Source organism: Thermococcus sp. CX2, from assembly GCF_012027555.1.
Classification (GTDB): domain Archaea; phylum Methanobacteriota_B; class Thermococci; order Thermococcales; family Thermococcaceae; genus Thermococcus.
The window spans coordinates 244616-265113 of record NZ_SNUQ01000001.1 but is presented as its reverse complement, the minus strand read 5'-3'; the positions used below and the strand labels follow the sequence as shown (position 1 = coordinate 265113).

Genomic DNA, 20498 nt, shown 5'->3' with positions numbered 1-20498 from the left:
CCAGAGTAGGTTACTGGCGAACATATTTAAACGTTACCTCATTGGGATCTTCTTCGCTTTTGTAAAGGTCCACCTCGCGAAGACCGCAAAGAATGCTAAGATCGCCCCCATCACACCAACCACAAAGAGGCTTACAACAGCACCTTCTGTCCCCTGGAGCGGCTGGTAGCCCTTAAAGGCCAGCATAGCCACTGTAAAGCCCCCGAAGTATGTTATCGGCACGAGGAACATGTCTAAAAGACCCTCGGATTTTATGAAGAGCATTATAGTCATCACTGCGGCCAGGAACAGGTAGACCTCGGTCGGCCTTACGTCCCTCACCATCCAGATGCCGGCTAGGATAACAGTGACCGCAAAACCAAGGGGAAAGGAATAGGCGGAGGCGTTGACCTCAATCCTGTACCTAAGGCCGAGGAGTGCACCGATGAGCATGCCCACGTATATCAAGTATACCACATCATCGTTGTTGAGGGTGGAGTAGAGTGCCACTGCCACGGTGAATCCAAGAAACGCTCCGATTCCCGCCCCTGTTAGGATGGACTTCCATTCCTCCTTCATCCTTTCACGACCCTTAGAGTTATTCTTGACCCGTCCTTAAGGTTTAGTGCTTCCCTCAAATAGACGGGAGCTATTATTTCAGCTATTCTGGGCGGATGGACGGTTCTCGAGGGTACCACTATCGCGCCCTCTATGTCGTTGATCCTAATGCGGTAGGCCTTGACGTCCCCAAAGGTTCTGCCATCCTTGGTGAAGCCCGGGAGTACAACAGGCCTGACCCCACAGAGGGCGTCGAAAACGGTCTTCGGGAAGAGAACCCTGATGTTGAGCGTTCCGGGATATGGATCGAAACCGAGGTACTCCCTTATTAGGTGGGCGTACTGCTTAACGTAATAGGCCCCCTCTCCGATTCCTGAGATTACCTCTCCTATTATTACCCCGTTGTAGAGCGCCTCGGAGATGGCATCGCAGAGGCTTTCGAGGAACGCTAGCCCCTCATGGTCTATCTCGACGTAGGTTTTCCTGCCCAAGACCTCTTTGGAAACCAGGCCTTCCTTCTCCATCTCGTCTAGCAGCCTGAGAACCGATTGGGGAGATATTTCTAGCTCATCGGCGAGCTCCCTGAGAGTTATCTTGACTTTTTCACCTATCGCACCCCTTTTTGCGAGCGTGACTAGCAGTTTGAGCTTCTTCATAGGCTTCCCCTCTTTGAGAGCCTATCAGCGAGTTTTAGCGGTTTTGGATAGCCTCGCTCTAGTAGAGCTTCAACGATTCTCACCGCAGAGTTCAAATCGATTAGATGTCCGACGCTTACATAAGCTTTTCCCACCCTCACGAAGGATTCCTCAGGAACGCCGCGCAGGGGCCTTTTGGCGACGCCTATGGTTGGTTTATGGAGTAGGAGACCTATATGGGAGGCCAGCCCGTAGCCCCTGGGGTGTGCCCTTCCGTGGCCCTCGACGAGCAGGACATCGAACTCTTCACCGCGAAGGGCCAAGAGGACTGACCTTGTCTCCCTGAGGAAAAAGAACGTCGAAACGTAGGGAAAGCTAACTTCGGTTTCTATAACCTTGGATTTCAGAACCTCGCAGGAAGGAAAAGAGCACAGGATGAAAGCGCTCCTCGCGAGGCTCTCCCTGTAGGAAACATCAACTGCCCCAACTGTTTCGATGTCCTCCAAGTTGAGCGGCCTCTCGACTACCCTGGCGGCGAGCTTCCGCTGAACCTCCGCAATCCTCTCGAGCTTTTTGTTTAATTCCATAATAACTGAATCACCTAATTATGTAATTAGCTAATCCTTTAGAGTTTTCTCGAGCTTCTCCTCTAGGCTCTTGCTCAGCTTCGCCCTCGTCAAATCTTCGAGAGTTCTCTCGAGAATGTGCCTTGCCTGATCCTGCTTCTGGCGAATGTTTACAAGACCTTTTGGATATTCGAGCGTCATGAGCTCCTCGTAGGCCTCTTCCATGAATCTGTAGACTTCCTCGGCTTTATCCAGTTTGCCCTCAAGGAGCAACAGCAGGAAATGTCTCCTCAGCTCGCCGATGAAGTCCCCTATGCCCAGGGCATAGTCCGCCGCTGGAACGCCGAGTTCTCCCGGGGACGGGAAGTCCCTCCCAGCGATGTAGCTGTAGAAAAGCGTCGCCTCAACGAACTCCTGGTGAGCGCTCTGGACGTAGCCGCTGAAGTAGAGGTCTGGGTGGTCGGCCAGTCTCTCCCTCAGCTGCGCAACTTTCTCGCGCGCCAGTTTGAGCCTCTCCTCGGCTTTCTCAATTTCTCCCCTGTGGAGGGCCTTTATCGTGTCCCCGCTCAGTCTTACTATCTCTCTCGTGAGTTTCAATGCTTCTTCCCTGAGGGCGTCCTTTTCGTCGAGAACGGCTCTAATCTCGGAGACTATTTTCTTCAGCCCCATGTTTTCACCAGAAAAAGTTGGGGGAAGTCCTTAAAAATGTGGGCTTGGCTGATCCCCCGCCTTCATCGAAAGCCGGAAGGCAGTCTCGAGCGGTCCGGAGGCCAAGCCCTGTTCGCTCGGCCGTCCACCGTGCTCACAGCATCCCTTTGGGAAGCTCCCACGGCCGGGCTGCCGAGCGGCGTCGGATGCTTACCCGTTATGGAGAATTTTCGAGGAAAATTTTAAGGGTTTCGGATTTCATAACTGTGGAGAATATTAGTCTTCCTAATTCATGCCGAAAATTATATAAGCTGATGAACAGACCCGTCCAAGACAACAAAGTTGAGGTGACGCTCATGGCCGAGAAGGTTAGGAACATAGTGGTTGAGGAGCTCGTTAGGACTCCTGTGGAGATGCAGAAGGTCGAGCTCGTCGAAAGAAAGGGAATAGGACACCCCGACAGCATAGCCGACGGTATAGCCGAGGCCGTTAGCAGGGCTCTCAGCAGGGAGTACATAAAGAGATATGGAATTATCCTCCACCACAACACGGATCAGGTCGAGGTCGTTGGCGGTAAGGCCTACCCGCGCTTCGGTGGCGGTGAGGTCATCAAGCCAATTTACATTCTCCTCTCCGGTAGGGCTGTCGAGATAGTCGATAGGGAGATGTTCCCCGTTCACGAGGTCGCAATAAAGGCTGCCAGGGAGTACCTGAAGAATGCCGTCAGGCACCTTGATCTCGACTACCACGTCGTCATCGACTCCCGCATAGGCCAGGGAAGCGTTGACCTCGTTGGAGTCTTCAACAAGGCCAAGGAGACTCCGATTCCGCTCGCCAACGACACCTCCTTCGGTGTCGGCTACGCTCCGCTTAGCGAAACCGAGAGGATAGTCCTTGAGACCGAAAAGCTGCTCAACAGCGACGAGTTCAAGAAGAAGTGGCCGGCTGTTGGTGAGGACATCAAGGTCATGGGCCTCAGGAGGGGCGATGAGATAGACATAACTATAGCCGCCGCCATAGTCGACAGCGAGGTTCAGAACCCTGAGGAGTACTTTGTCGTCAAGGAGGCCATCTACGAGGCCGCTAAGGGCGTCGCCGAGGCCCACACCGAGAGGAAGGTCAACATCTACGTCAACACCGCCGACGACCCGGAGAAGGGCATCTACTACATCACCGTCACCGGAACTTCAGCCGAGGCCGGCGACGACGGTTCCGTTGGTAGGGGCAACCGTGTTAACGGCCTCATCACTCCAAACAGGCACATGAGCATGGAGGCCGCCGCTGGAAAGAACCCGGTCAGCCACGTTGGAAAGATTTACAACCTCCTCTCGATGCTCATCGCCAACGACATCGCCGAGCAGGTCGAGGGCGTCGAGGAGGTCTACGTCAGGATACTCAGCCAGATAGGCAAGCCGATTGACGAGCCGCTCGTTGCCAGCATCCAGGTGATACCTAAGAAGGGCTACAGCATCGATGCCATACAGAAGCCCGCCTACGAGATAGCCGACGCTTGGCTCGCCGACATAACCAAGATCCAGAAGATGATTCTTGAGGACAAGCTCACCGTCTTCTGAGCTTTTCCCCTTTCTTTACAAAGTTTTTAAAGTTGAGGGAGTCAGACGGCTGGGTAGCCGCTCTGCTTAAGGGTTCTTATGAGCCTTGCTTCTTCCATCAAGACCTGGAACTTCTCCTTCCTAACCTTGGAAAGAACCTCCGCAGCTATTTTCTTCTGGCGGGAAAGCCTAACCAGCCTGGCCTCCTCGAGGAGGAGCATCTTTTTCCTTTCCCTTACCACCTGAAGCCTCTTCTGAAGTAGGGTGGATTTCAGCCGCTTCATACTACTCACCTGCCATAATTAGGGGCCCCAAACCTTATAAGTCTTTCGTTTTCTGCTAAAGTTGAAATCGACAAGTGTCGAAGCGAGACCATAGGTTTAAAAACCTACTTGTGGTTATTAAAACTGGTGAGGGCATGAGGATAGCAATAACAGGAACGCCTGGGGTTGGGAAGACAACAGTCTCAAAACTGCTCGCCGGGAGGCTGGGCTACGAGTACATAAGCGTAAAAGACTTCGCGGTCGAACACGGGATAGGCGAGAGGGTTGGCGATGAAATCGAGATAGACGTTGATGAGCTCGCCGAGGTCATGGACAAGACCATTGGGGAGAACGTGGTCATAGACGGCCATCTGAGCCACTACGTTCCGGTGGATTTCGTGATAGTCCTGAGGGCAGACCCCAAAATTGTGGCGCAACGTTTAATTGAGAGGGACTACCCAAAGGAAAAGGTAGGGGAGAACGTGGAGGCCGAGCTCATAGACGAGATACTGGTTGAGGCTCTGGAAGAGAACGAGAACGTGATTGAAGTGGATACAACTGGAAAGACTCCCGAAGAAATCGTAGAGGAAATAGTACACCTCTTGGAGGGAGGAGTTAAAAGGCGCGTTGGAATTGTAGACTGGAGTGACAGGTTTGACGATATAGTAAAATATCTGAGGAGGTGATAGAATGGGACTTGAGCTCTGGTTGAGAACAAGCCTGCTCATGGGTTTCCTCACTGGCCTGTTGATGGCCATCGGCTACGTCATAGGCGGCCAGGACGCGGCCTTCCTGATGTTCCTCTTCGCGCTGGCGATAAACTCCTTCTCCTACTGGTACAGCGACAAGATAGTGCTCGCTTGGTACAGGGCAAGGATAGTGGACGAGAGCGAGGCCCCAGAGCTCTACGCTATAGTCAGAAAGCTCGCCGAAAAGGCGGGCATTCCCACGCCAAGGATTGCGATAATTCCCAGCGAGACGCCAAACGCCTTCGCGACTGGCAGGGATCCTAAGCACGCGGTAGTGGCTGTTACCCAAGGTCTCCTTAGGATTCTCGACAGGGACGAGCTCGAAGGAGTCATAGCTCACGAGCTGGGCCACGTAAAGAACAGGGACATACTCATAAGCACAATTGCGGCAGCCCTGGCTGGGGCCATAATTAACCTCGCCTACTGGGCGAGGTGGGTAGCCATCTTCGGCGGCTTTGGCAGGGACGACAGGGACGGAAGCAACGTGATCACGGCTATCCTCATAGCCATCCTCGCCCCGATAGTGGCGATGATGATACAGATGGCAATAAGCCGCTCAAGGGAGTACCTGGCGGACGAAACTGGGGCCAGAATAAGCGGCAAGCCGTGGGCCCTCGCGAGGGCACTCGAAAAGATTGAAGCCGCGGTGAGATACAGGCCTATGAGCGAAGGCAACCCAGCCACCGCTCATATGTTCATAGTGAACCCCTTCAGGGGAATGAGTGTCGCCGAGTTGTTCTCCACCCACCCGCCAACGGAGAAGAGGATAGCGCGCCTCAGGAAGATAGCCGAGGAGATGGGCATGTACTTCTGAGTCTCTCATCATTTTTGTTCTGAGGTGGTAGCAATGAGGCTTGTCGCTATAACTGACCTCCATGGAAACCTCGAAATGGTCGAGAAGTTCTCCAGCAGGCTCTCTGCGGAGGACTTCGATGCCCTGCTCATTGCAGGGGACGTAACCAACTTCAGCGGTGCTGAAACGGCCAGGAGGATTCTGGGGCCTCTCTTGGAGCTCGGCAAGCCAATCATAGCCGTCCACGGCAACTGCGACGGCAGGGACGTGCCAGAGCTTTTGGAAGAACTCGGAATTTCTGTCCACAACAAGCGGGTTGAGCTCAACGGACTGGGCGTCGTTGGAGTCGGTGGCTCAAACATCACCCCTTTCAACACAATATGGGAGCTAACCGAAGAAGAAATCCACGGGATTCTTGAGAGGAACTACCAAAAGGGAGACGTGATACTCTCCCACGCTCCACCCTACAACACGGTAACTGACAAAGTTCGCTCCGGACTTCACGTCGGCAGTAAGGCGTTGAGGAGTTTCATCGAGGAGAGGCAGCCGCCCCTGGTCATCTGCGGCCACATCCACGAGGCGAGGGGCGTCGACAGAATTGGAGAAACCACTGTAATAAACCCTGGGCCGCTCTTCAAAGGCTACTACGCGATCATAGAAGTTGGAGAAGAGATAAACGCCATGTTGGAGCGCCTGTGAGGTCAAATGGAAAAAGGAAAACCTCAGACCAGCTTTTTCTCTTTTAACACCTTCTCCATTCTGTCCATTGCTTCTTCAAGCTGCTCGTAGGCAGTGGCGTAGCTTATCCTTATGTAGCCCTCGCCGGCCTCTCCGAAGGCGCTGCCGGGAACGACCGCGACCTTCGCCTCGAGGAGCATCAGTTCGCTGAACTCTTTGCTCGTCAGCCCAGTGTCCTTTATGCGCGGGAATATGTAGAAGGCTCCCTTCGGTTTGACTGTCGGCAGGCCCATCTCGTTCAGCCTCTTCCAGACGAGGTTTCTCCTCCTTTCGTACTCCCTGCGCATCTCCTCGACGGCCTTCCAGCTCCTCTCGTCCCTCAAAGCTTTTGCAGCCGCGTACTGGACGAAAGTTACGGGACAGGTGGCGTTGTACATCTGGAAGCGGGTCATCTTTTCGATTATCCACTCCGGCGCGGCAACGAAGCCGAGGCGCCAGCCGGTCATGGCGAAAGTCTTGGAGAAGCCGTTTATCGTTATCGTCCTCTCGAACATGCCGTCGAGAGCCGCTATGCTGTGGTTTCTGACGCCGTCGTAAACGAAGTGCTCATAAACCTCGTCGCTGAAAACTATCAGGTCGTGCTCGACGGCAAAATCGGCTATCTCCTCGAGGTCCTTCTTGGTCAAAACGGCTCCCGTTGGGTTGTTCGGACTGTTTATTATGAGGGCCCTCGTCTTCTCGGTAACGTATTTCTCGAGGTCATCAACGCTCAGGCGGAACTCGTTCTCTTCATAGGTCGGGACTTCAACTGGTTTTCCTCCTGCGAGGATTACCGCTGGGGCATAGCTCACGAACATCGGGCTTGGGATCAGAACCTCCTCGTTATCCCTGAGAAACGCTGCGAGCCCCATGATGAACGCCTGGTTGGCCCCGACGGTTATCATTACCTGGCTCTTGGGGTCAACCTCGATGCCGTTCTGCTCCTTTAGCTTCCATGCAACGGCCTCGCGGAGCATCATGATTCCGGCGTTGGGGCTATAATGTGTCATCCCCTTGTCTAGGGCCTCTTTTGCGTACTCCTTGATATGCTCTGGGGTGTCAAAGTCAGGTTCTCCGATTCCGAGTGAGATGAGGCCCTCGACACCCTGAGCGAGGTCGAAGAGCTTTCTAATCTCAGAAGGGTTAACGAGATCTAATCTGTCGCTCAGCGCCATGAGAATCACCAAAGGCCCTTCGGTCCAATGTTTATAACTTTACCTCAGCGAAAAGATGGACATCGAAGAATAGTAAAGTTCACTGATGAACGACAAATCCCTCAAGAACCAGCACGTCCAGCCCCGCCTTTCTGAAGCTTTCGAGGGCATCCTTCGGCGAGCAGACTATCGGTTCGCCGTGCATGTTGAAGCTCGTGTTCAGCACAGCGCCAAGGCCAGTTCTCCTCTCAAAGGCTTTTATGATGTCGTAGTAAACTGGGTTGAGCTCCCTCACAACGCTCTGCGGCCTCGTTGTTCCGTCCACGTGGACAACCGCCGGGGCTTCCCTTCTAAACTCGTCGCTCGCGGTGTAGCTCATCGTCATGAACCTGTTGGGCTCGCCGTTGAGGTCTGCCAGATATTCTTCTGTCCGCTCTTCGAGCATCGAAGGTGCGAAGGGCTGGAAGACGTCTCTCCTTAGGGCCACGTTGAGCCTCTCCTTAACTCCCTCCTCCCTTGGGTCTGCTAAAATAGAGCGGTTGCCCAAGGCTCTTGGCCCAAACTCCATTCTCCCCTGGAAGAAGGCGACGATTTTTCCATCGGTTAGCGCATCTGCAACGAAGGAGGGGACGTCGCTTACTTCCTCGTAGGCGATGCCCTCTTCCTTAAGGAACCCCTCAACTTCTTCCCTTGAGTAGCCAGGGCCAAGGTAAACGTGCTCAAGCTTGAAGGGTCTCCACCTTCCGTCGAGCCTTTCCATCTGGGCCTTAACGAAGACCGCTGCTCCAAACGCCAGTCCTCCATCGTCCATCGCTGGGAAGACCCACAAGCTTGGGAAGAGCTTTCTCAGAATGGCGTTGGCCTTGACGTTCTGGGCAACTCCGCCGGCGTAGGCGAGCGGAAGACCATAGTCCTTCAGCTTAAGCCCTAGCTCGTCAATGAGCTTTTCGAGGTGCGCCTGAGCGCTGGCCGCTATCTCTATTGCCCTTCTCTGGAGTTCGCCGTCAAGCTTCCCGCGCTTCATCTGACTGGCTATCTCTTTGGCTTTACTTAGAGGATAGCCGAAGAGCTCGGCGAACTTTCTCGTCGCCTCGACGCCGATGAGCTTGAGGTGATTGTCAAAGGTTAGGCCGTTGAGCTCGATGATGTTGCTTAAGTCGTAGCTCGGTCTTCCGTATGCTGCCAGGCTCATCACTTTACCCTCGTGTCTCATCGGCTTGAAACCGAGCAGCTCGGTAACCGATGCATAGAAGTCGCCGAGGGAGTCTAGATAGGTGCTCTGGGCGATTTTAATCATCTCTCCATCTCTCGCGATATAGATTGATGAGCTCAACCCATCTCCGGCAGCGTCTATGCTTAGGGCTATAGCATCCTTCCAGCCGCTCGTGTAGTAGGCACTCGCCGAGTGGGCGAGGTGGTGCTCGACGAAGAGGACCTTTCGCTTGAAGTCCGGGCCAAAGATGTCCCTGAGATGGGCCTCAAGCTCCAGAAGCCTCTTCTGCTTCCTGAAAACGCCAGCTACCGCTATAACCTCGACGTCTTCTATTGAAGCGTCCGCCATCTCAAGGACTTTCCTAACGCTCAGCTCCGGAAAGCCGCGGTACTTCTTAACTCTGTTCAGCCTCTCCTCGTTGACCGCGAAAATCCTCTCACCATCTATTAGCACAGCCCCTGCATCGTGGCCGTCGTGGATTCCCAAAATCATAGTACTTCATTCGATGTTCATTTTTTAAACGTTAGGGGAGAAAAGAATTTAAAGGTACTCATGGATGAATACATTTGAAGGGGGTGGAACCATGAAGAGGGCCGTTGCACTCCTCGTGGTTTTGATGGTGGCACTTGTCCCATTCGCGGGAGCCGCCGGTGCCACCGCTTGGAGCTATGAGAACTTCATCAAGCAGTCCATCGCCTGGTACTACCTCTACCAGAGCGACGAGGAGAAGTTCAACGAGCTCTACAACCTCAGCGTCCAGGCCAACGTCAGCAACGAGACACTCCAGCTTGCGATGGAGCTCTACACCAACGCCACCGCCGAATTCGAGAAGGCGCTGATGTACGGCATTCCGGACGAGGGAAGGACCCTGCGCTGGGTTGTCTTCAGCGTCCACATCAGGAAGGCCTACCTCTACATCAAGCAGGCCGTCGAGCTCCTTGAAGCCGTCATCGAGAACGAGAGCGCCTGATTTTGCCCTATTCCCTTTTCTCGACTGTTTTCTAACTGTACTCCAAAAGTGAAGTGTGGGAGAATAGAAAGGAAAGTTCAGTATGTTCTCGCAAACCTGGCGATGAACTTGGCTTCCCTTCCGCAGATGGGACACTTCTTGCCTTCAGTGCCCTCCCTGGCCTTCTCCTCGGGATAGGGCGTTCCGAGCATCTTAGCTTCGAGTTCCTCTTCCATTTTCAGACCGCACTCCTCCTCGCCGCACCAGGGAATCTCGACTATTCCGCGCCTGTCCTCAAAGACGGCCTTGGCCTCCTCGATGGTGTCAACGCGCTTTATGTGGCTCCTGAGGAACTCCTCTGCCCTCGTGTAGAGGTTCGCGTGGATTTCGTCGAGGGTCTTCCTGACGGCCTCGACTATTCCCTCCCTCTCAACGGTCTCCTTCGTGAGCGTGTCACGTCTCGCCAGAACTGCTTTTCTTCCTTCGACGTCTCTCGGGCCGACCTCTATTCTAAGCGGCACGCCCTTGAGCTCCCAGTCGTAGAACTTCCTGCCCGGCCTTATGTCGCGCTCGTCTACATGCACCCTGATTCCTGCGGCTTTAAGCTCATCCGCTATCTCCCTCGCGTAGGCGAACACATCGGCCTCGGCGTCTTTCTTCGGAATCGGTACTATGACTACCTGGATCGGCGCTATCGTCGGTGGCAGGACCATTCCCCTGTCGTCGCCGTGGATGGCTATGACAGCAGCCAAAAGCCTCTCGCTCATTCCGAAGGTCGTCTGGTGGACGTACTCATGGTCGCCATCCTCGGTCTCGTAGAGTATCTCGTAGGCCTTGGCAAAGTTCTGCCTGTAGTTGTGCATCGTTCCTATCTGGAGCGTTCTCCCGTCGGGCATCATGACCTCGGCGCCGAGGGAGTAGTATGCACCCGGGAACTTGTCCCATTCGGGCCTCTTGGAGACGATGTATGGGATTGCAAGGAACTTGGCGAGGTTGTCGAATATCTCAAGATCCTCCTTTATCTGCCTCTCGGCGTCTTCAAAGCTGTCATGGGCTGTGTGAGCTTCAAAAAACCTGCTAATCTCCCTGACACGGATGAGCGGCCTCGTGTGCTTGGTCTCGTAGCGGTAGGTGTTAACTATCTGGTAGACCTTGAAGGGAAGGTCGGCATGTGAGCGAATCCAGAGAGCGAACATTGAGTACATTGCCGTCTCGCTCGTCGGCCTGAGGATGAGCTTGATGTCGAGGGGATCGTGACCTGCGTGGGTGACCCAGAAGACCTCACCTTCAAAGCCCGCTATGTGTTCTGCCTCCTTCTGGAACTCGGTTTCAGGGATGAGTGCCGGGAAGAGAACCTCATCGTGGCCGGTTCTTTCCATCTCGGCATGTATGAACCTCTCAATGTTGCGCATTATTTTAAGCCCGTACGGGAGCCAGATGTTCATTCCCTTGACCGGGTAGCGCTTGTCCTGTATCCCGGCAGTTTCAATCAGCTCGTTGTACCACTCGCTGAACTCCTCGCTCCACTTCTTTCGCTCAACCTTCATCGGCACCACCTAAAGTGAGAGGCCAGAAAAACTTTTTAAGCTTTCCCGGGAGGCGGAAAACTTATTAGCCCGTTTCGATAATCATCTTAAGGTGGGAAACATGAGACCAAAGGTGGGCGTTCTTTTTAAAATGAAAAGCAAGCCTTTAGAGGAACTCAAAAAGCACGCAGACGTTGAGCTGCTCCTATATCCAAGTGTGGAGGAGCTCAAGGAGAAAATTGGGGAATTCGACGGGATAATTGTTTCCCCCTTAAACCCAATCCCGCGTGAAGTCATCGAGAGGGCCGAAAGGCTCAAAGTTATAAGCTGCCACTCCGCCGGCTACGACCACGTCGACGTGAAGGCCGCCACCGAGAGGGGAATATACGTCACAAAGGTTAGCGGTGTTCTAAGCGAGGCAGTCGCCGAGTTCGCCGTCGGGCTTATGATAGCCCTCCTCAGGAAGATAGCCTACACCGACAGGTTCATACGTGCTGGAAAGTGGGAGTCTCACACAGTAATATGGAGTGGCTTCAAGGACATTGAGACCGTTTACGGCAAAACCGTTGGGATACTCGGCATGGGGGCGATAGGGAAGGCCATAGCGAGGCGAGTCAAGGCGCTCGGCACGGAAGTGGTGTACTGGTCGCGCTCGAGGAAGAAAGACATCGAAGAAGAGGTTAACGCGAAGTACCTCCCGCTCGAGGAGGTTCTCAAGAGCGCTGACATCGTTGTTTTGGCCCTCCCTGCAACGCCGGAAACCTACCACATCATCAACGAGGAACGCCTAAAGCTCATGGAAGGGAAATACCTCGTCAACATCGGCCGCGGAAGCCTCGTGGATGAGGAGGCCCTCGTGAAGGCACTGAAAGACGGAAAGCTGAAGGGCTACGCCACGGACGTCTTCGAGAGGGAGCCCGTTACCGAGCACGAGCTCTTCGGCATGGAGTGGGAGACGGTTCTAACGCCGCACCACGCTGGTCTGAGCAGGGAAGCAATGGAGGACATGGGCTTTCGGGCTGTGAAGAACCTTCTCACCGTTCTCCGCGGTGAGGTTCCAGGAGACTTAGTTAATCGGGAGGTTCTAAAGGTCAGACCGATTGAGGAGGTAAAGATGCTCTGAGGTGATGAAAATGCTCGTTGAAGAGCTGAGGGAGATAACCGCCATACCAGGTATTTCCGGCTACGAGGAGAATGTTAGGGAGAAGCTCATGGAATGGCTTGAGCCCTACGTGGACTGCACCGTGGACACTATCGGAAACCTCATCGTAGAGCTGGGCGAGGGTGAGCTCAAGGCCATCTTCATGGCCCACATGGACGAGATTGGGCTTCTGATTACGGGCATAACCCCCGATGGGAAGCTCCGCTTCAGGAAAATCGGTGGAATAGACGACCGCCTCCTCTACGGCAGGCACGTGGATGTAATCACCGAGAGCGGGAAGCTCGACGGCGTTATAGGGGCTTTGCCAGTCCACCTGAACCTTGAGAGGAAGTTCGATACGGTTCCATGGAACAGGCTCACCATTGACATCGGAGCGGAGAGCAAGGAGGAAGCCCTCGAGATGGGAGTCAAGGTTCTGGACTATGCGGTCTTCAAGAAGCACTTCGCGGTGCTCAACAACCGCTACGTCTCGACCCGCTCCTTGGACGACCGCTTCGGTGTGGTTGCCCTCGTTGAGGCTATTAAGGACCTGGTCGACCACGACCTCAACGGCCGCTTCATCTTTGCCTTCACCGTCCAGGAGGAGATAGGCCTTAAGGGGGCCAAGTTCCTCGCGGAGCACTACTCTCCAAAGTACGCATTCGCCATCGATTCCTTCGCCTGCTGCTCCGAGCTGACTGGAGATGTGAAGCTCGGTGGCGGAGCGCTCATAAGGGCCGTGGACAACTCAGCGATTTACACTCGCAGGCTCGCTAGGAAGGTCTGGGAAATAGCGGAGAAGAACGATATACCTATTCAGATCGGTGTGACTGGAGGCGGAACAGACGCCTCTGTCTTCCAGAGCAAGAGCGAGGTTTTGGCCCTGAGCGTGCCCATAAAGTACCTCCACAGCGAGGTCGAGACGCTCCACTTGGGCGACCTTGAGGCACTGATAAAGCTCATAGAGGCGATAGCCTTCGAGCTGTAACGGAGGTGATTGATTGCTCAAATACCTTGGCTATTTCGCGGTTGGCGTGTTCATAGGAATCCTCGCGGCCCTCTTCGGCCTCGGTGGGGGCTTTCTGATAGTGCCGACGCTTAACCTGCTTGGGGTTGAGATACACCACGCGGTGGGAACTTCCTCCGCCGCGGTTGTTTTTACCTCACTGAGCTCTGCCCTCGCATACTCTAGGCAGAAGAGGATACACTACAAGATTGGCCTTCTGCTCGCTAGCACCGCAGTGATTGGAGCATACATCGGGGCCTGGATGACGAGCTTCATAAGCGCTGGAACGCTTAAGGTCATCTTTGGAGCAACGCTCATCATAGTCGCAATCAGGATTTACCGCAAGAAAACGGCGGAGCCAACGGAAGTAAGGCTTGAAGACGTGGAGGTTGACTACAGGCTCGTCCCAATCGGCGGCTTTTTCGCTGGAATAGCGAGTGGCCTGCTCGGCGTCGGAGGAGGGATAATCAACGTGCCCTTCCTGACGTGGCTCGGTCTCCCGATACACTACGCGGTGGCCACTTCCAGCTTCGCCATAGTCTTCACCGCCACGGCTGGTGCCATAAAGCACTACACCCTGGGGAACGTCGAGCTTCACTGGCTCGTTCTCCTCATTCCGGGCTTGATAGTCGGCGCCCAGCTCGGGGCAAGGATTGCCAAGAGAACCAAGGCGAAGAACCTGAAGAACGCCTTCGCGGTCGTCATGGCTCTGCTTGCCCTGAGGATGATTCTGAAGGGGCTGGGTTATCCTGTGCCGTGAGGTCTCTCTTCTCTTTCTCCTCTGATTTTCTGTAGAGCAGATAGATAGTCACAGCAATGGCCGTCAGAACGACCTCTGCTATAACCAGTGGCCTGTCGTATGAGTAGTAAGCTTTTCCCGTGAGAACCCACGGAAGGCTCGGTAAGAAGAGGTAAAGGGCCATCGATGCCATCAGGAAGGAAACCACAATGAAATCAAAGAAGCTGAAATTCGGGTTGACCTCATCGAGTGCCAGCATGTCTGCCTGATAGCCTACCACCGCGATAGAAATCAGGAGGAGCGCGTGAAGGGTCAGGCTAATGATCCCTATCTTTTCTCTCCTCAAAAGGCCATACAAGAAAACAAAAACCGAGACTCCAAAGGCTGCTTCCATCCACGCACCCAAATCCTTGTAAAAGCCGTAGGGAGCGTCCCAGTTGGCCACACCTATTGCTCCAGGCTGAGTAACTATCACGGCGAGAACAGCAATGAGCCAGAATATGAGAACCTCACGCTTCAATGCCCCGCCACCAAAAATAATTTGCCTATAAATCATTAAAGCGTTTTTCAAGAGACTGGGGCTCAGGTTTATTAGTCAAGCCTCCCATATTAGGCTGGTGGGAAAATGAAAGAGCTCTTCGAGAGGGTGAAGGTCGAGTACGGGATTGAAATCCGCGACGAGAGTGATATGACCAATGCTTGGAAGCTTATCGAGACACTTGAGGAGAAGGGCTGGGTGATTTACATCATAACAGGTAGGGGAAGGAAGCAGGTGGACGCGTGGCACTCCAACTACGGAAGCCTATACTCTCAGTTTGGGGATATTCCAGCGTTTGGAAGCATAATTGAGGGAATTTGTGCCACTGCTCTGTATATAAGGGAGCTCGAGAAGAATGGAACGGTGTGAAACGTACTTTTCACAGGATTCCTCAAATAGGTTGAGCCAGTAGGTATGAACGGTGATGCCCATGGCAGGCACGAAGTGGGGGGCACTTGCCCTCGTCCTGCTGTTGCTTGGAAGCGTCGTTCCACTGAGCATGGCCGAAGACAACGCCACTGCAAGCGATGCAACCCTTCTGGACAACAGCACCAGGGAGATGGTGATAGCGGAGCAGCTCATCAACCAGCTGCAGAGGCTGAGTAAGTTTGCTGAGGATAGGATAGAACCTATTAAGGACAAGCTGCCCGAGAATTCCAGCATACTGACTAACTACGAAACCGCAGAGGAATATAAGGACAGGGCTATCAGCGAATATGAGGCCGGGGGCTACTACAACTCAATCCTGGACAGCCTGACGGCGATGCACTACTACAAGCTCGCCCTCTCAGGGCTTCAGGAAGCGGCAGATAGGGTTCAGGATCTCAGGGAGCGCATCAGGATCGAGGCTGAGAGGATGATGGAATACTTCCAGATGGTCGAGAAGACTATCAGGTTCGCCCAGAACCAGGGAATAGACGTGAGCAACATAATTCAGCTTTACAACGAGGCCAAAGCCGCTTACAAGCTCGTCCTCGATGACCTGAAGGCTGGGGACATAGAGAAGGCCAAGGCAGACTACGAGGTTGCCCTAGAGAAGAAGGTCCTACTCGACGAGGAGCTGGGGAAGGTTCGCGAGGAGCTCGCCTATGCAAACGCGGATAAGATAGTCCAGGAGTTCCTCATCAAGGGCGAGAAGGGAATAGAAATCGCCCAGCAGGCAATCGAGAAGGCCCAGGAGAACGGCTACGACACCGCTGAACTCCAGGAGAGACTCAACGCTTTCCTTGCCGTGTACGACGAAGTGAAGGCCCTTGCCGACGAGGGCAAGTGGGGGGAGGCCCTCAAAGTAATGGACGAAAACAGGGAGACCATCAGGGAATTCCAAAAAGCCATTGAGTTCATCAGGATGAAGGTCTACGAAAGGGAGCTTGAGGAGAGGCTTAACGACATCAGGGCCTTCCTCAGGGAAATGAACGACAGGATTGGGAAGGACGCCAAGGCACTGGCCGAGCTCAAGAGGGAGGGCGTAGACACCACCCGCGCGGAGATCCAGCTAAAGACCGCCGTGCAGGAGCTCAGGATAGGCGTTGAACTCCTTAAGGACAGAAAGCCGCTCCAGGCCAAGGCTCATTTCGCAATAGCCCTGGACATGCTCCACAGGGTCGACGAGTTCATCCTTGCCCATGCATGACCTTTCCCTTTTCATTTGATTTGGAGGGATGCTTAAATGGAGAGGAAGTCGCTCGTGATATTCATGATAACGGCTCTCATTCTCGTTCCGGTGGTTAGTGGAGAGTATACCGTCTCGTCTCTGGTTCTGACCGTCTACGAGGACGGCTACGTTAAGGTTGAATACGAGCTCCTCCCCGCTGATTACGCCTCTCAAATTGAGGTTTCCCTCCTCGGAGAGCATTATGAGAACCTCTTTGTAGAGGATGAGAACGGGAACCCCCTGAACTTCCGGCTAGATAACGGCAGCCTTTTGATTTACTCAGAGGATGCCCAGGTCGTCAGGGTCTCCTATTATACTCCCGACTTAACATCCAAGGATGGCATTGTCTGGACGCTCAAGGTTTCGTCTGAGAGCCCTTTCACCGTGGTTATCCCAGAGAACGCCATAGTGGTTGACCTGAGCGACATTCCCCTCGAGATAGCGGGCAACTCCATAACTATGCCTCCAGGAAACCAGAGCGTCTCCTACACCCTCCAGTACACTGGAACTTCCGAGGAGAACTCGCCGAACTACCTCCCCATTGCTCTCTTCGTTGGTGTCGCCGCGGTTGGAGGTATAGCCGCATACCTCCTCAGAAGGAGAGGCAGCGGGGGAATGGGAAGACCTAAGCTCACGCGCGAGGAGTTCGAGAAGAAGCTTGAGGGACTCGAGCTAAACGATGAGGAAAAAAGGGCCCTGCTCTACATCTTCGACAAAGGCGGCAGAGCGAGTCAGGCGGAGGTGCGGGAGGCCATCGGACTTCCCAAAACTACTGCCTGGAGGATGTTCAAGCGCCTGGAGCGGAAGGGGCTGGTGAAGGTCATAAAAGGCAGAAAGGAAAACTGGGTGGAGCTCAGGCTCTGAGCTCCCCTCACCTTATCCTTGCTCCCAGCTTTATCTCCTTGTCTGGCATGAGCAGTGCAACGTTCTCGCCGTCGTCCGCTGCCAGCAGCATTCCCTGGCTCTCTATTCCTCTGAGCTTCTTGGGCTCAAGGTTGGCTATGATGACGACGTAGCGGTTGAGGAGGTTGTCCTTGCTGTAGTACTTCTTGAGTCCAGCGACGAGCTGCCTGACCTCGTCACCGAGGTCAACCTTTACCACGTAGAGCTTGTCGGCGTTCGGGTGGTCCTGTACCTCAATAATCTTCCCAACCCTCAAGTCGAGCTTCATGAAGTCCTCGAACTTGACGTACTCCACTTTTCCACCCTCCTTTTTCTTCTCCTTTTTGGCCTTTTTCTCAAGCCTCTCGCCGTATATGCTCTTAAGGATTGCCATGGCCTCATCTCTACGCTTCTCACCGAACCTCTCGAGGGCAACCTTAACTACATCGTCCGTCCTGTAGTACTTGTCGAGGAGCAGCCTTGCGCTCTCAGGGTTGCCCCTGGCTACGTAGTTCACGATGAAGAATATTATGTCCTCGTCGGTGACCTTCCTGAAGAGAATCTCGGCCCTCCTAACCCTGTGGCCAGCTGGAATCTCGGTGAACTCCCAGCGCTTGGTCTCCTCGAGGTTGAGCAGGTGCCATATCTTCTCGCTCGCATCCGGAAGGAACGGCTCCAGGAGTATTCCAAGGGTCTTGACGATCTGGAGGGAGACGTTTACGGTCGTTGCCGTCCTCTCGCGGTCTTCCTTGGCAGTCTTCCATGGCTTCTGGTAGTCGAAGTAGCGGTTGCCGAAGATTGCCAGCTCCATTACGCGCCTGAGAGCATCTTTGAAGCGGTACTGACTTATCAGCTCACCGGTTTCTCTGAAGGTAGCTTCAATCTCCTCGAAGGCCTGCCTGTCCAGATCATCAAGCTCGCCCCTTTCGGGAACGACGCCGTCGAAGTAGCGGTTGACGAAGGTCAAAGCCCTGTGCACGAAGTTTCCGAGGTTGTTCACCAGCTCCTCGTTAATCTTTGTCTTGAAGTCGGCGAAGCTGAAGTCGCTGTCCCTCGTCTCGGGCATTATGGCGGTGAGGTAATAGCGGAGGTAGTCAGCCGGGAAGGCGTCGAGGAACTCGTGCACCCAGATGGCCCAGTTCCTGCTCGTTGAGAACTTCTTGCCTTCCAGGTTGAGGTACTCGTTGGCGGGGATGTCGTACGGAAGGAGCCACTCGGCCTCGGTCTCTCCGTCCTGGTACTTGCCGTAGGCCATCAGGAAAGCCGGCCAGAATATCGCGTGGAAGGGTATGTTGTCCTTGCCGATGAAGTGGATGACCTTTGTTTGTCCGTCAAGGTTGAGCCAGAACTTCTTCCACTCATCCTCTTTGCCTTCCCTCTTGAGGTGCTCGACGGTTATGCTGATGTACCCTATCGGCGCTTCAAACCAGACGTAGAGAACCTTGCCCTTGACGTCCTCGTCGTCGAGCGGCACTGGAATGCCCCAGTTCAAGTCCCTTGTTATGGCCCTCTCCTCAAGCCCCTCGTCAATCCAGCCAAGGACGGTGTTTCTGACGTTCGGCTTCCAGTGCTCCTGGCTTTGGACCCACTCCTTCAGCTTTTCTGCGAAGTCCTGCATCTTGATATAGTAGTGGGCAGAGTCCTTGAAGGTTATTGGATTGCCACAGATGTTGCAGCGCGGGTTTATGAGCTCTTCCGGCGTGAGCGGGTGGCCGCAGACCTCACACTGGTCTCCCCTCTGGTTCTCGGCACCGCAGTAGGGGCACGTGCCTATGACGTACCTGTCTGGGAGAAACATCTTGTCGTGCTCACAGTAGGCCTGCTTGCTCACCTTTTTAACGAGGTGGCCGTTTTCGAGGGCCTTCAGGAAGAACTCCTGGCTTATGCGGTAGTGGACCGGCAGTTCAGTTCTGCCAAAGTAGTCGAAGCTTATCTTGGCCCTCTCAAAGGTCGTTTTGATGTGCTCGTGGTAGTAGTCGACTATCTCCCTCGGGCTTCTCCCCTCTTTGAGCGCTCGGAAGGTTATTGGTGTCCCGTGTTCATCGGTTCCGCTGATGAAAATCACTTCCTCCCCCTTGAGCCTCAGATAGCGGACGAATATGTCCGCAGGCAGATACGCTCCAGCAAGGTGTCCAGCATGAATCGGCCCGTTGGCGTAGGGAAGAGCGGAAGTCACCATGTACCTGACCATTTTAACCACCGCCACACCGTCGTTTTAGCTCCTTATAAGACCTGCGGGTTTTAAGCATTACGGTGGGTTATTTTTAAAGGCCAAAAATATGTTGAGTTATACATAAATCGATCCCAAAGGTTTTAGGGCGTTGGCGCTAATTTGGGTTCCGGATGGTAAGAAAGTCAGGGTGAGCAAAATGAAGTCCCGCATCGTCGAGCGTTTCAAATTTGAGGCGGCCCATGCCGTTATCATAGATGGAAAGCCCGAGGAGATACACGGCCACACCTTCTGGCTTGAGGTTGCTGTTGAGGGGGAACTCAGAGAGGGCTACGTTATGGACTTTCTTGAGCTGAGAAGAATAGTCAATGAAATTATCGAGAGGCTCGACCACAGGAACCTCAACGCCCTCTTTGAGAACCCGACGACTGAGAACGTCGCCCTCTGGATAGCGGAAGAGGTTAAAAAGAAGCTCCCCGAGGGTGTCAGGCTCCAGAGGATAGTCCTATGGGAAGGAGAGGAGAATGGAGTGGAGCTCGAGTTTTAGGCCTTTTTGGTTTTTAGTTTACTAACGCTCTCCGCCATCGCCACACCGTTTGAACTCTCGAAGGAGAGCTTTTCCGGCAGGGAAATTTTGACTGGAATCGCTTTTTCTTTCTCCTCACTCGGGCTCCAGCTTATCAAGTCGCCTTCCTCAATCTCCAGGGTCTTTATCATCCCCACTGGGCCCTCGATTATGTACTTGGCGGCCTTTTTGGGAGCATAGACTCGCCACTTTCTGGCTGTCTTGAAATCCACCACCCGACGAGAAGAGTCGAGCCAGATTACGTCGATGTCGCTCAGCATGAAGAACATATGAATTGAAGCGTTTACCCTGGTTTCAGCGGGCAGGACGAAGACAAGGGCGTAATTGACGTTTCTAACCAGCATCAACCCCTTAAACCGCTTGAAGAACGTATCTGCTAGCTCTACCTTCCCGTGCCAGACCTTTCTTTTACTCTCGTTTACCAGCATAGACTCCACTCTCCGGCCGGATTGATAAGATTTTTGGGAAAATGGGGGAGA

General features: G+C 53.9%; 23 protein-coding genes. 12 read left to right on the top strand and 11 right to left on the bottom strand.

Annotated elements, in window-relative coordinates:
- Nucleotides 1–33: 33 nt before the first annotated feature.
- From E3E23_RS01490 to E3E23_RS01475, 4 genes are read right to left on the bottom strand one after another with little or no spacing between them, the layout of a single operon-like run.
- On the bottom strand, nt 34–558 hold the full coding sequence (locus E3E23_RS01490) for a hypothetical protein (protein WP_167905875.1): 525 nt from the start codon (nt 556–558) through the stop codon (nt 34–36).
- A complete protein-coding gene (locus tag E3E23_RS01485) occupies nt 555–1193 on the bottom strand; it encodes a DUF120 domain-containing protein (protein WP_167905874.1) in 639 nt (212 codons plus the stop codon). Before E3E23_RS01485 ends, E3E23_RS01490 begins: the two co-directional genes overlap by 4 nt.
- Entirely contained in the window at nt 1190–1759 is a 570-nt protein-coding gene (locus E3E23_RS01480) for an endonuclease V (protein WP_167905873.1), read from the bottom strand. The genes E3E23_RS01485 and E3E23_RS01480 overlap by 4 nt, the downstream gene beginning before the upstream one ends.
- Before the next feature lie 30 nt (nt 1760–1789).
- Nucleotides 1790–2407, bottom strand: coding sequence for a haloacid dehalogenase (locus tag E3E23_RS01475; protein WP_167905872.1), 618 nt, complete (start codon nt 2405–2407; stop codon nt 1790–1792).
- A 335-nt stretch (nt 2408–2742) separates the two neighbouring features.
- On the opposite strand from E3E23_RS01475, the gene E3E23_RS01470 reads away from it, so the two are divergent.
- The gene (locus E3E23_RS01470) at nt 2743–3960 is read left to right on the top strand and encodes a methionine adenosyltransferase (protein WP_167905871.1); all 1218 of its coding nucleotides are present in this window, start codon (nt 2743–2745) and stop codon (nt 3958–3960) included.
- Nucleotides 3961–4001: 41 nt separating this feature from the next.
- On the opposite strand, the gene E3E23_RS01465 is transcribed toward E3E23_RS01470, so the two are convergent.
- Nucleotides 4002–4223: a hypothetical protein gene (locus tag E3E23_RS01465; protein ID WP_206205590.1), complete on the bottom strand. Its 222-nt coding sequence runs from the start codon at nt 4221–4223 to the stop codon at nt 4002–4004.
- A 134-nt stretch (nt 4224–4357) separates the two neighbouring features.
- Between E3E23_RS01465 and E3E23_RS01460 the strand changes: the two genes are divergently transcribed.
- From E3E23_RS01460 to E3E23_RS01450, 3 genes are read left to right on the top strand one after another with little or no spacing between them, the layout of a single operon-like run.
- Entirely contained in the window at nt 4358–4888 is a 531-nt protein-coding gene (locus tag E3E23_RS01460; protein WP_167905870.1) for an adenylate kinase family protein, read from the top strand.
- A 4-nt stretch (nt 4889–4892) separates the two neighbouring features.
- Nucleotides 4893–5765: a zinc metalloprotease HtpX gene (gene htpX, locus E3E23_RS01455; RefSeq protein ID WP_167905869.1), complete on the top strand. Its 873-nt coding sequence runs from the start codon at nt 4893–4895 to the stop codon at nt 5763–5765.
- A gap of 33 nt (nt 5766–5798) precedes the next feature.
- Nucleotides 5799–6443, top strand: coding sequence for a metallophosphoesterase (locus tag E3E23_RS01450; protein ID WP_167905868.1), 645 nt, complete (start codon nt 5799–5801; stop codon nt 6441–6443).
- 23 nt (nt 6444–6466) lie between these two features.
- Here the strand turns inward: E3E23_RS01450 and E3E23_RS01445 are convergent, their stop codons facing one another.
- Nucleotides 6467–7636, bottom strand: a complete 1170-nt coding sequence (locus tag E3E23_RS01445; RefSeq protein ID WP_167906535.1) for a pyridoxal phosphate-dependent aminotransferase — start codon at nt 7634–7636, stop codon at nt 6467–6469.
- 79 nt (nt 7637–7715) lie between these two features.
- Nucleotides 7716–9320, bottom strand: a complete 1605-nt coding sequence (locus E3E23_RS01440) for a carbamoyltransferase (protein WP_167905867.1) — start codon at nt 9318–9320, stop codon at nt 7716–7718.
- Nucleotides 9321–9411: 91 nt separating this feature from the next.
- Between E3E23_RS01440 and E3E23_RS01435 the strand changes: the two genes are divergently transcribed.
- The gene (locus tag E3E23_RS01435) at nt 9412–9798 is read left to right on the top strand and encodes a pyrolysin (protein ID WP_167905866.1); all 387 of its coding nucleotides are present in this window, start codon (nt 9412–9414) and stop codon (nt 9796–9798) included.
- A 77-nt stretch (nt 9799–9875) separates the two neighbouring features.
- On the opposite strand, the gene proS is transcribed toward E3E23_RS01435, so the two are convergent.
- On the bottom strand, nt 9876–11324 hold the full coding sequence (proS, locus tag E3E23_RS01430; protein WP_167906534.1) for a proline--tRNA ligase: 1449 nt from the start codon (nt 11322–11324) through the stop codon (nt 9876–9878).
- A 100-nt stretch (nt 11325–11424) separates the two neighbouring features.
- On the opposite strand from proS, the gene E3E23_RS01425 reads away from it, so the two are divergent.
- Genes E3E23_RS01425 through E3E23_RS01415 form a run of 3 tightly spaced genes read left to right on the top strand, consistent with a single transcriptional unit; the run spans nt 11425 to nt 14210 of the window.
- A complete protein-coding gene (locus tag E3E23_RS01425) occupies nt 11425–12426 on the top strand; it encodes a 2-hydroxyacid dehydrogenase (RefSeq protein WP_167905865.1) in 1002 nt (333 codons plus the stop codon).
- A 10-nt stretch (nt 12427–12436) separates the two neighbouring features.
- On the top strand, nt 12437–13432 hold the full coding sequence (locus E3E23_RS01420; protein WP_167906533.1) for a M42 family metallopeptidase: 996 nt from the start codon (nt 12437–12439) through the stop codon (nt 13430–13432).
- A gap of 13 nt (nt 13433–13445) precedes the next feature.
- Entirely contained in the window at nt 13446–14210 is a 765-nt protein-coding gene (locus tag E3E23_RS01415) for a sulfite exporter TauE/SafE family protein (RefSeq protein ID WP_167905864.1), read from the top strand.
- On the opposite strand, the gene E3E23_RS01410 is transcribed toward E3E23_RS01415, so the two are convergent.
- Nucleotides 14152–14709: a hypothetical protein gene (locus E3E23_RS01410; protein WP_167905863.1), complete on the bottom strand. Its 558-nt coding sequence runs from the start codon at nt 14707–14709 to the stop codon at nt 14152–14154. The two genes, E3E23_RS01415 and E3E23_RS01410, sit on opposite strands and share 59 nt — an antisense overlap.
- A 105-nt stretch (nt 14710–14814) precedes the next feature.
- On the opposite strand from E3E23_RS01410, the gene E3E23_RS01405 reads away from it, so the two are divergent.
- Genes E3E23_RS01405 through E3E23_RS01395 form a run of 3 tightly spaced genes read left to right on the top strand, consistent with a single transcriptional unit; the run spans nt 14815 to nt 17245 of the window.
- A complete protein-coding gene (locus E3E23_RS01405) occupies nt 14815–15096 on the top strand; it encodes a hypothetical protein (RefSeq protein WP_167905862.1) in 282 nt (93 codons plus the stop codon).
- Between the two features lie 55 nt (nt 15097–15151).
- Nucleotides 15152–16360 (top strand): hypothetical protein, encoded by a 1209-nt coding sequence (locus E3E23_RS01400; RefSeq protein WP_371807509.1) that lies wholly within the window; start codon nt 15152–15154, stop codon nt 16358–16360.
- Between the two features lie 36 nt (nt 16361–16396).
- The gene (locus E3E23_RS01395) at nt 16397–17245 is read left to right on the top strand and encodes a helix-turn-helix domain-containing protein (protein ID WP_167905861.1); all 849 of its coding nucleotides are present in this window, start codon (nt 16397–16399) and stop codon (nt 17243–17245) included.
- A gap of 7 nt (nt 17246–17252) precedes the next feature.
- On the opposite strand, the gene metG is transcribed toward E3E23_RS01395, so the two are convergent.
- The gene (gene metG / locus E3E23_RS01390) at nt 17253–19454 is read right to left on the bottom strand and encodes a methionine--tRNA ligase (RefSeq protein ID WP_167905860.1); all 2202 of its coding nucleotides are present in this window, start codon (nt 19452–19454) and stop codon (nt 17253–17255) included.
- Between the two features lie 178 nt (nt 19455–19632).
- Between metG and E3E23_RS01385 the strand changes: the two genes are divergently transcribed.
- The gene (locus tag E3E23_RS01385) at nt 19633–19980 is read left to right on the top strand and encodes a 6-carboxytetrahydropterin synthase (protein ID WP_167905859.1); all 348 of its coding nucleotides are present in this window, start codon (nt 19633–19635) and stop codon (nt 19978–19980) included.
- Here E3E23_RS01385 and E3E23_RS01380 read toward each other — a convergent pair.
- Nucleotides 19977–20447 (bottom strand): DUF192 domain-containing protein, encoded by a 471-nt coding sequence (locus E3E23_RS01380; protein WP_167905858.1) that lies wholly within the window; start codon nt 20445–20447, stop codon nt 19977–19979. The two genes, E3E23_RS01385 and E3E23_RS01380, sit on opposite strands and share 4 nt — an antisense overlap.
- Nucleotides 20448–20498 lie beyond the last annotated feature (51 nt).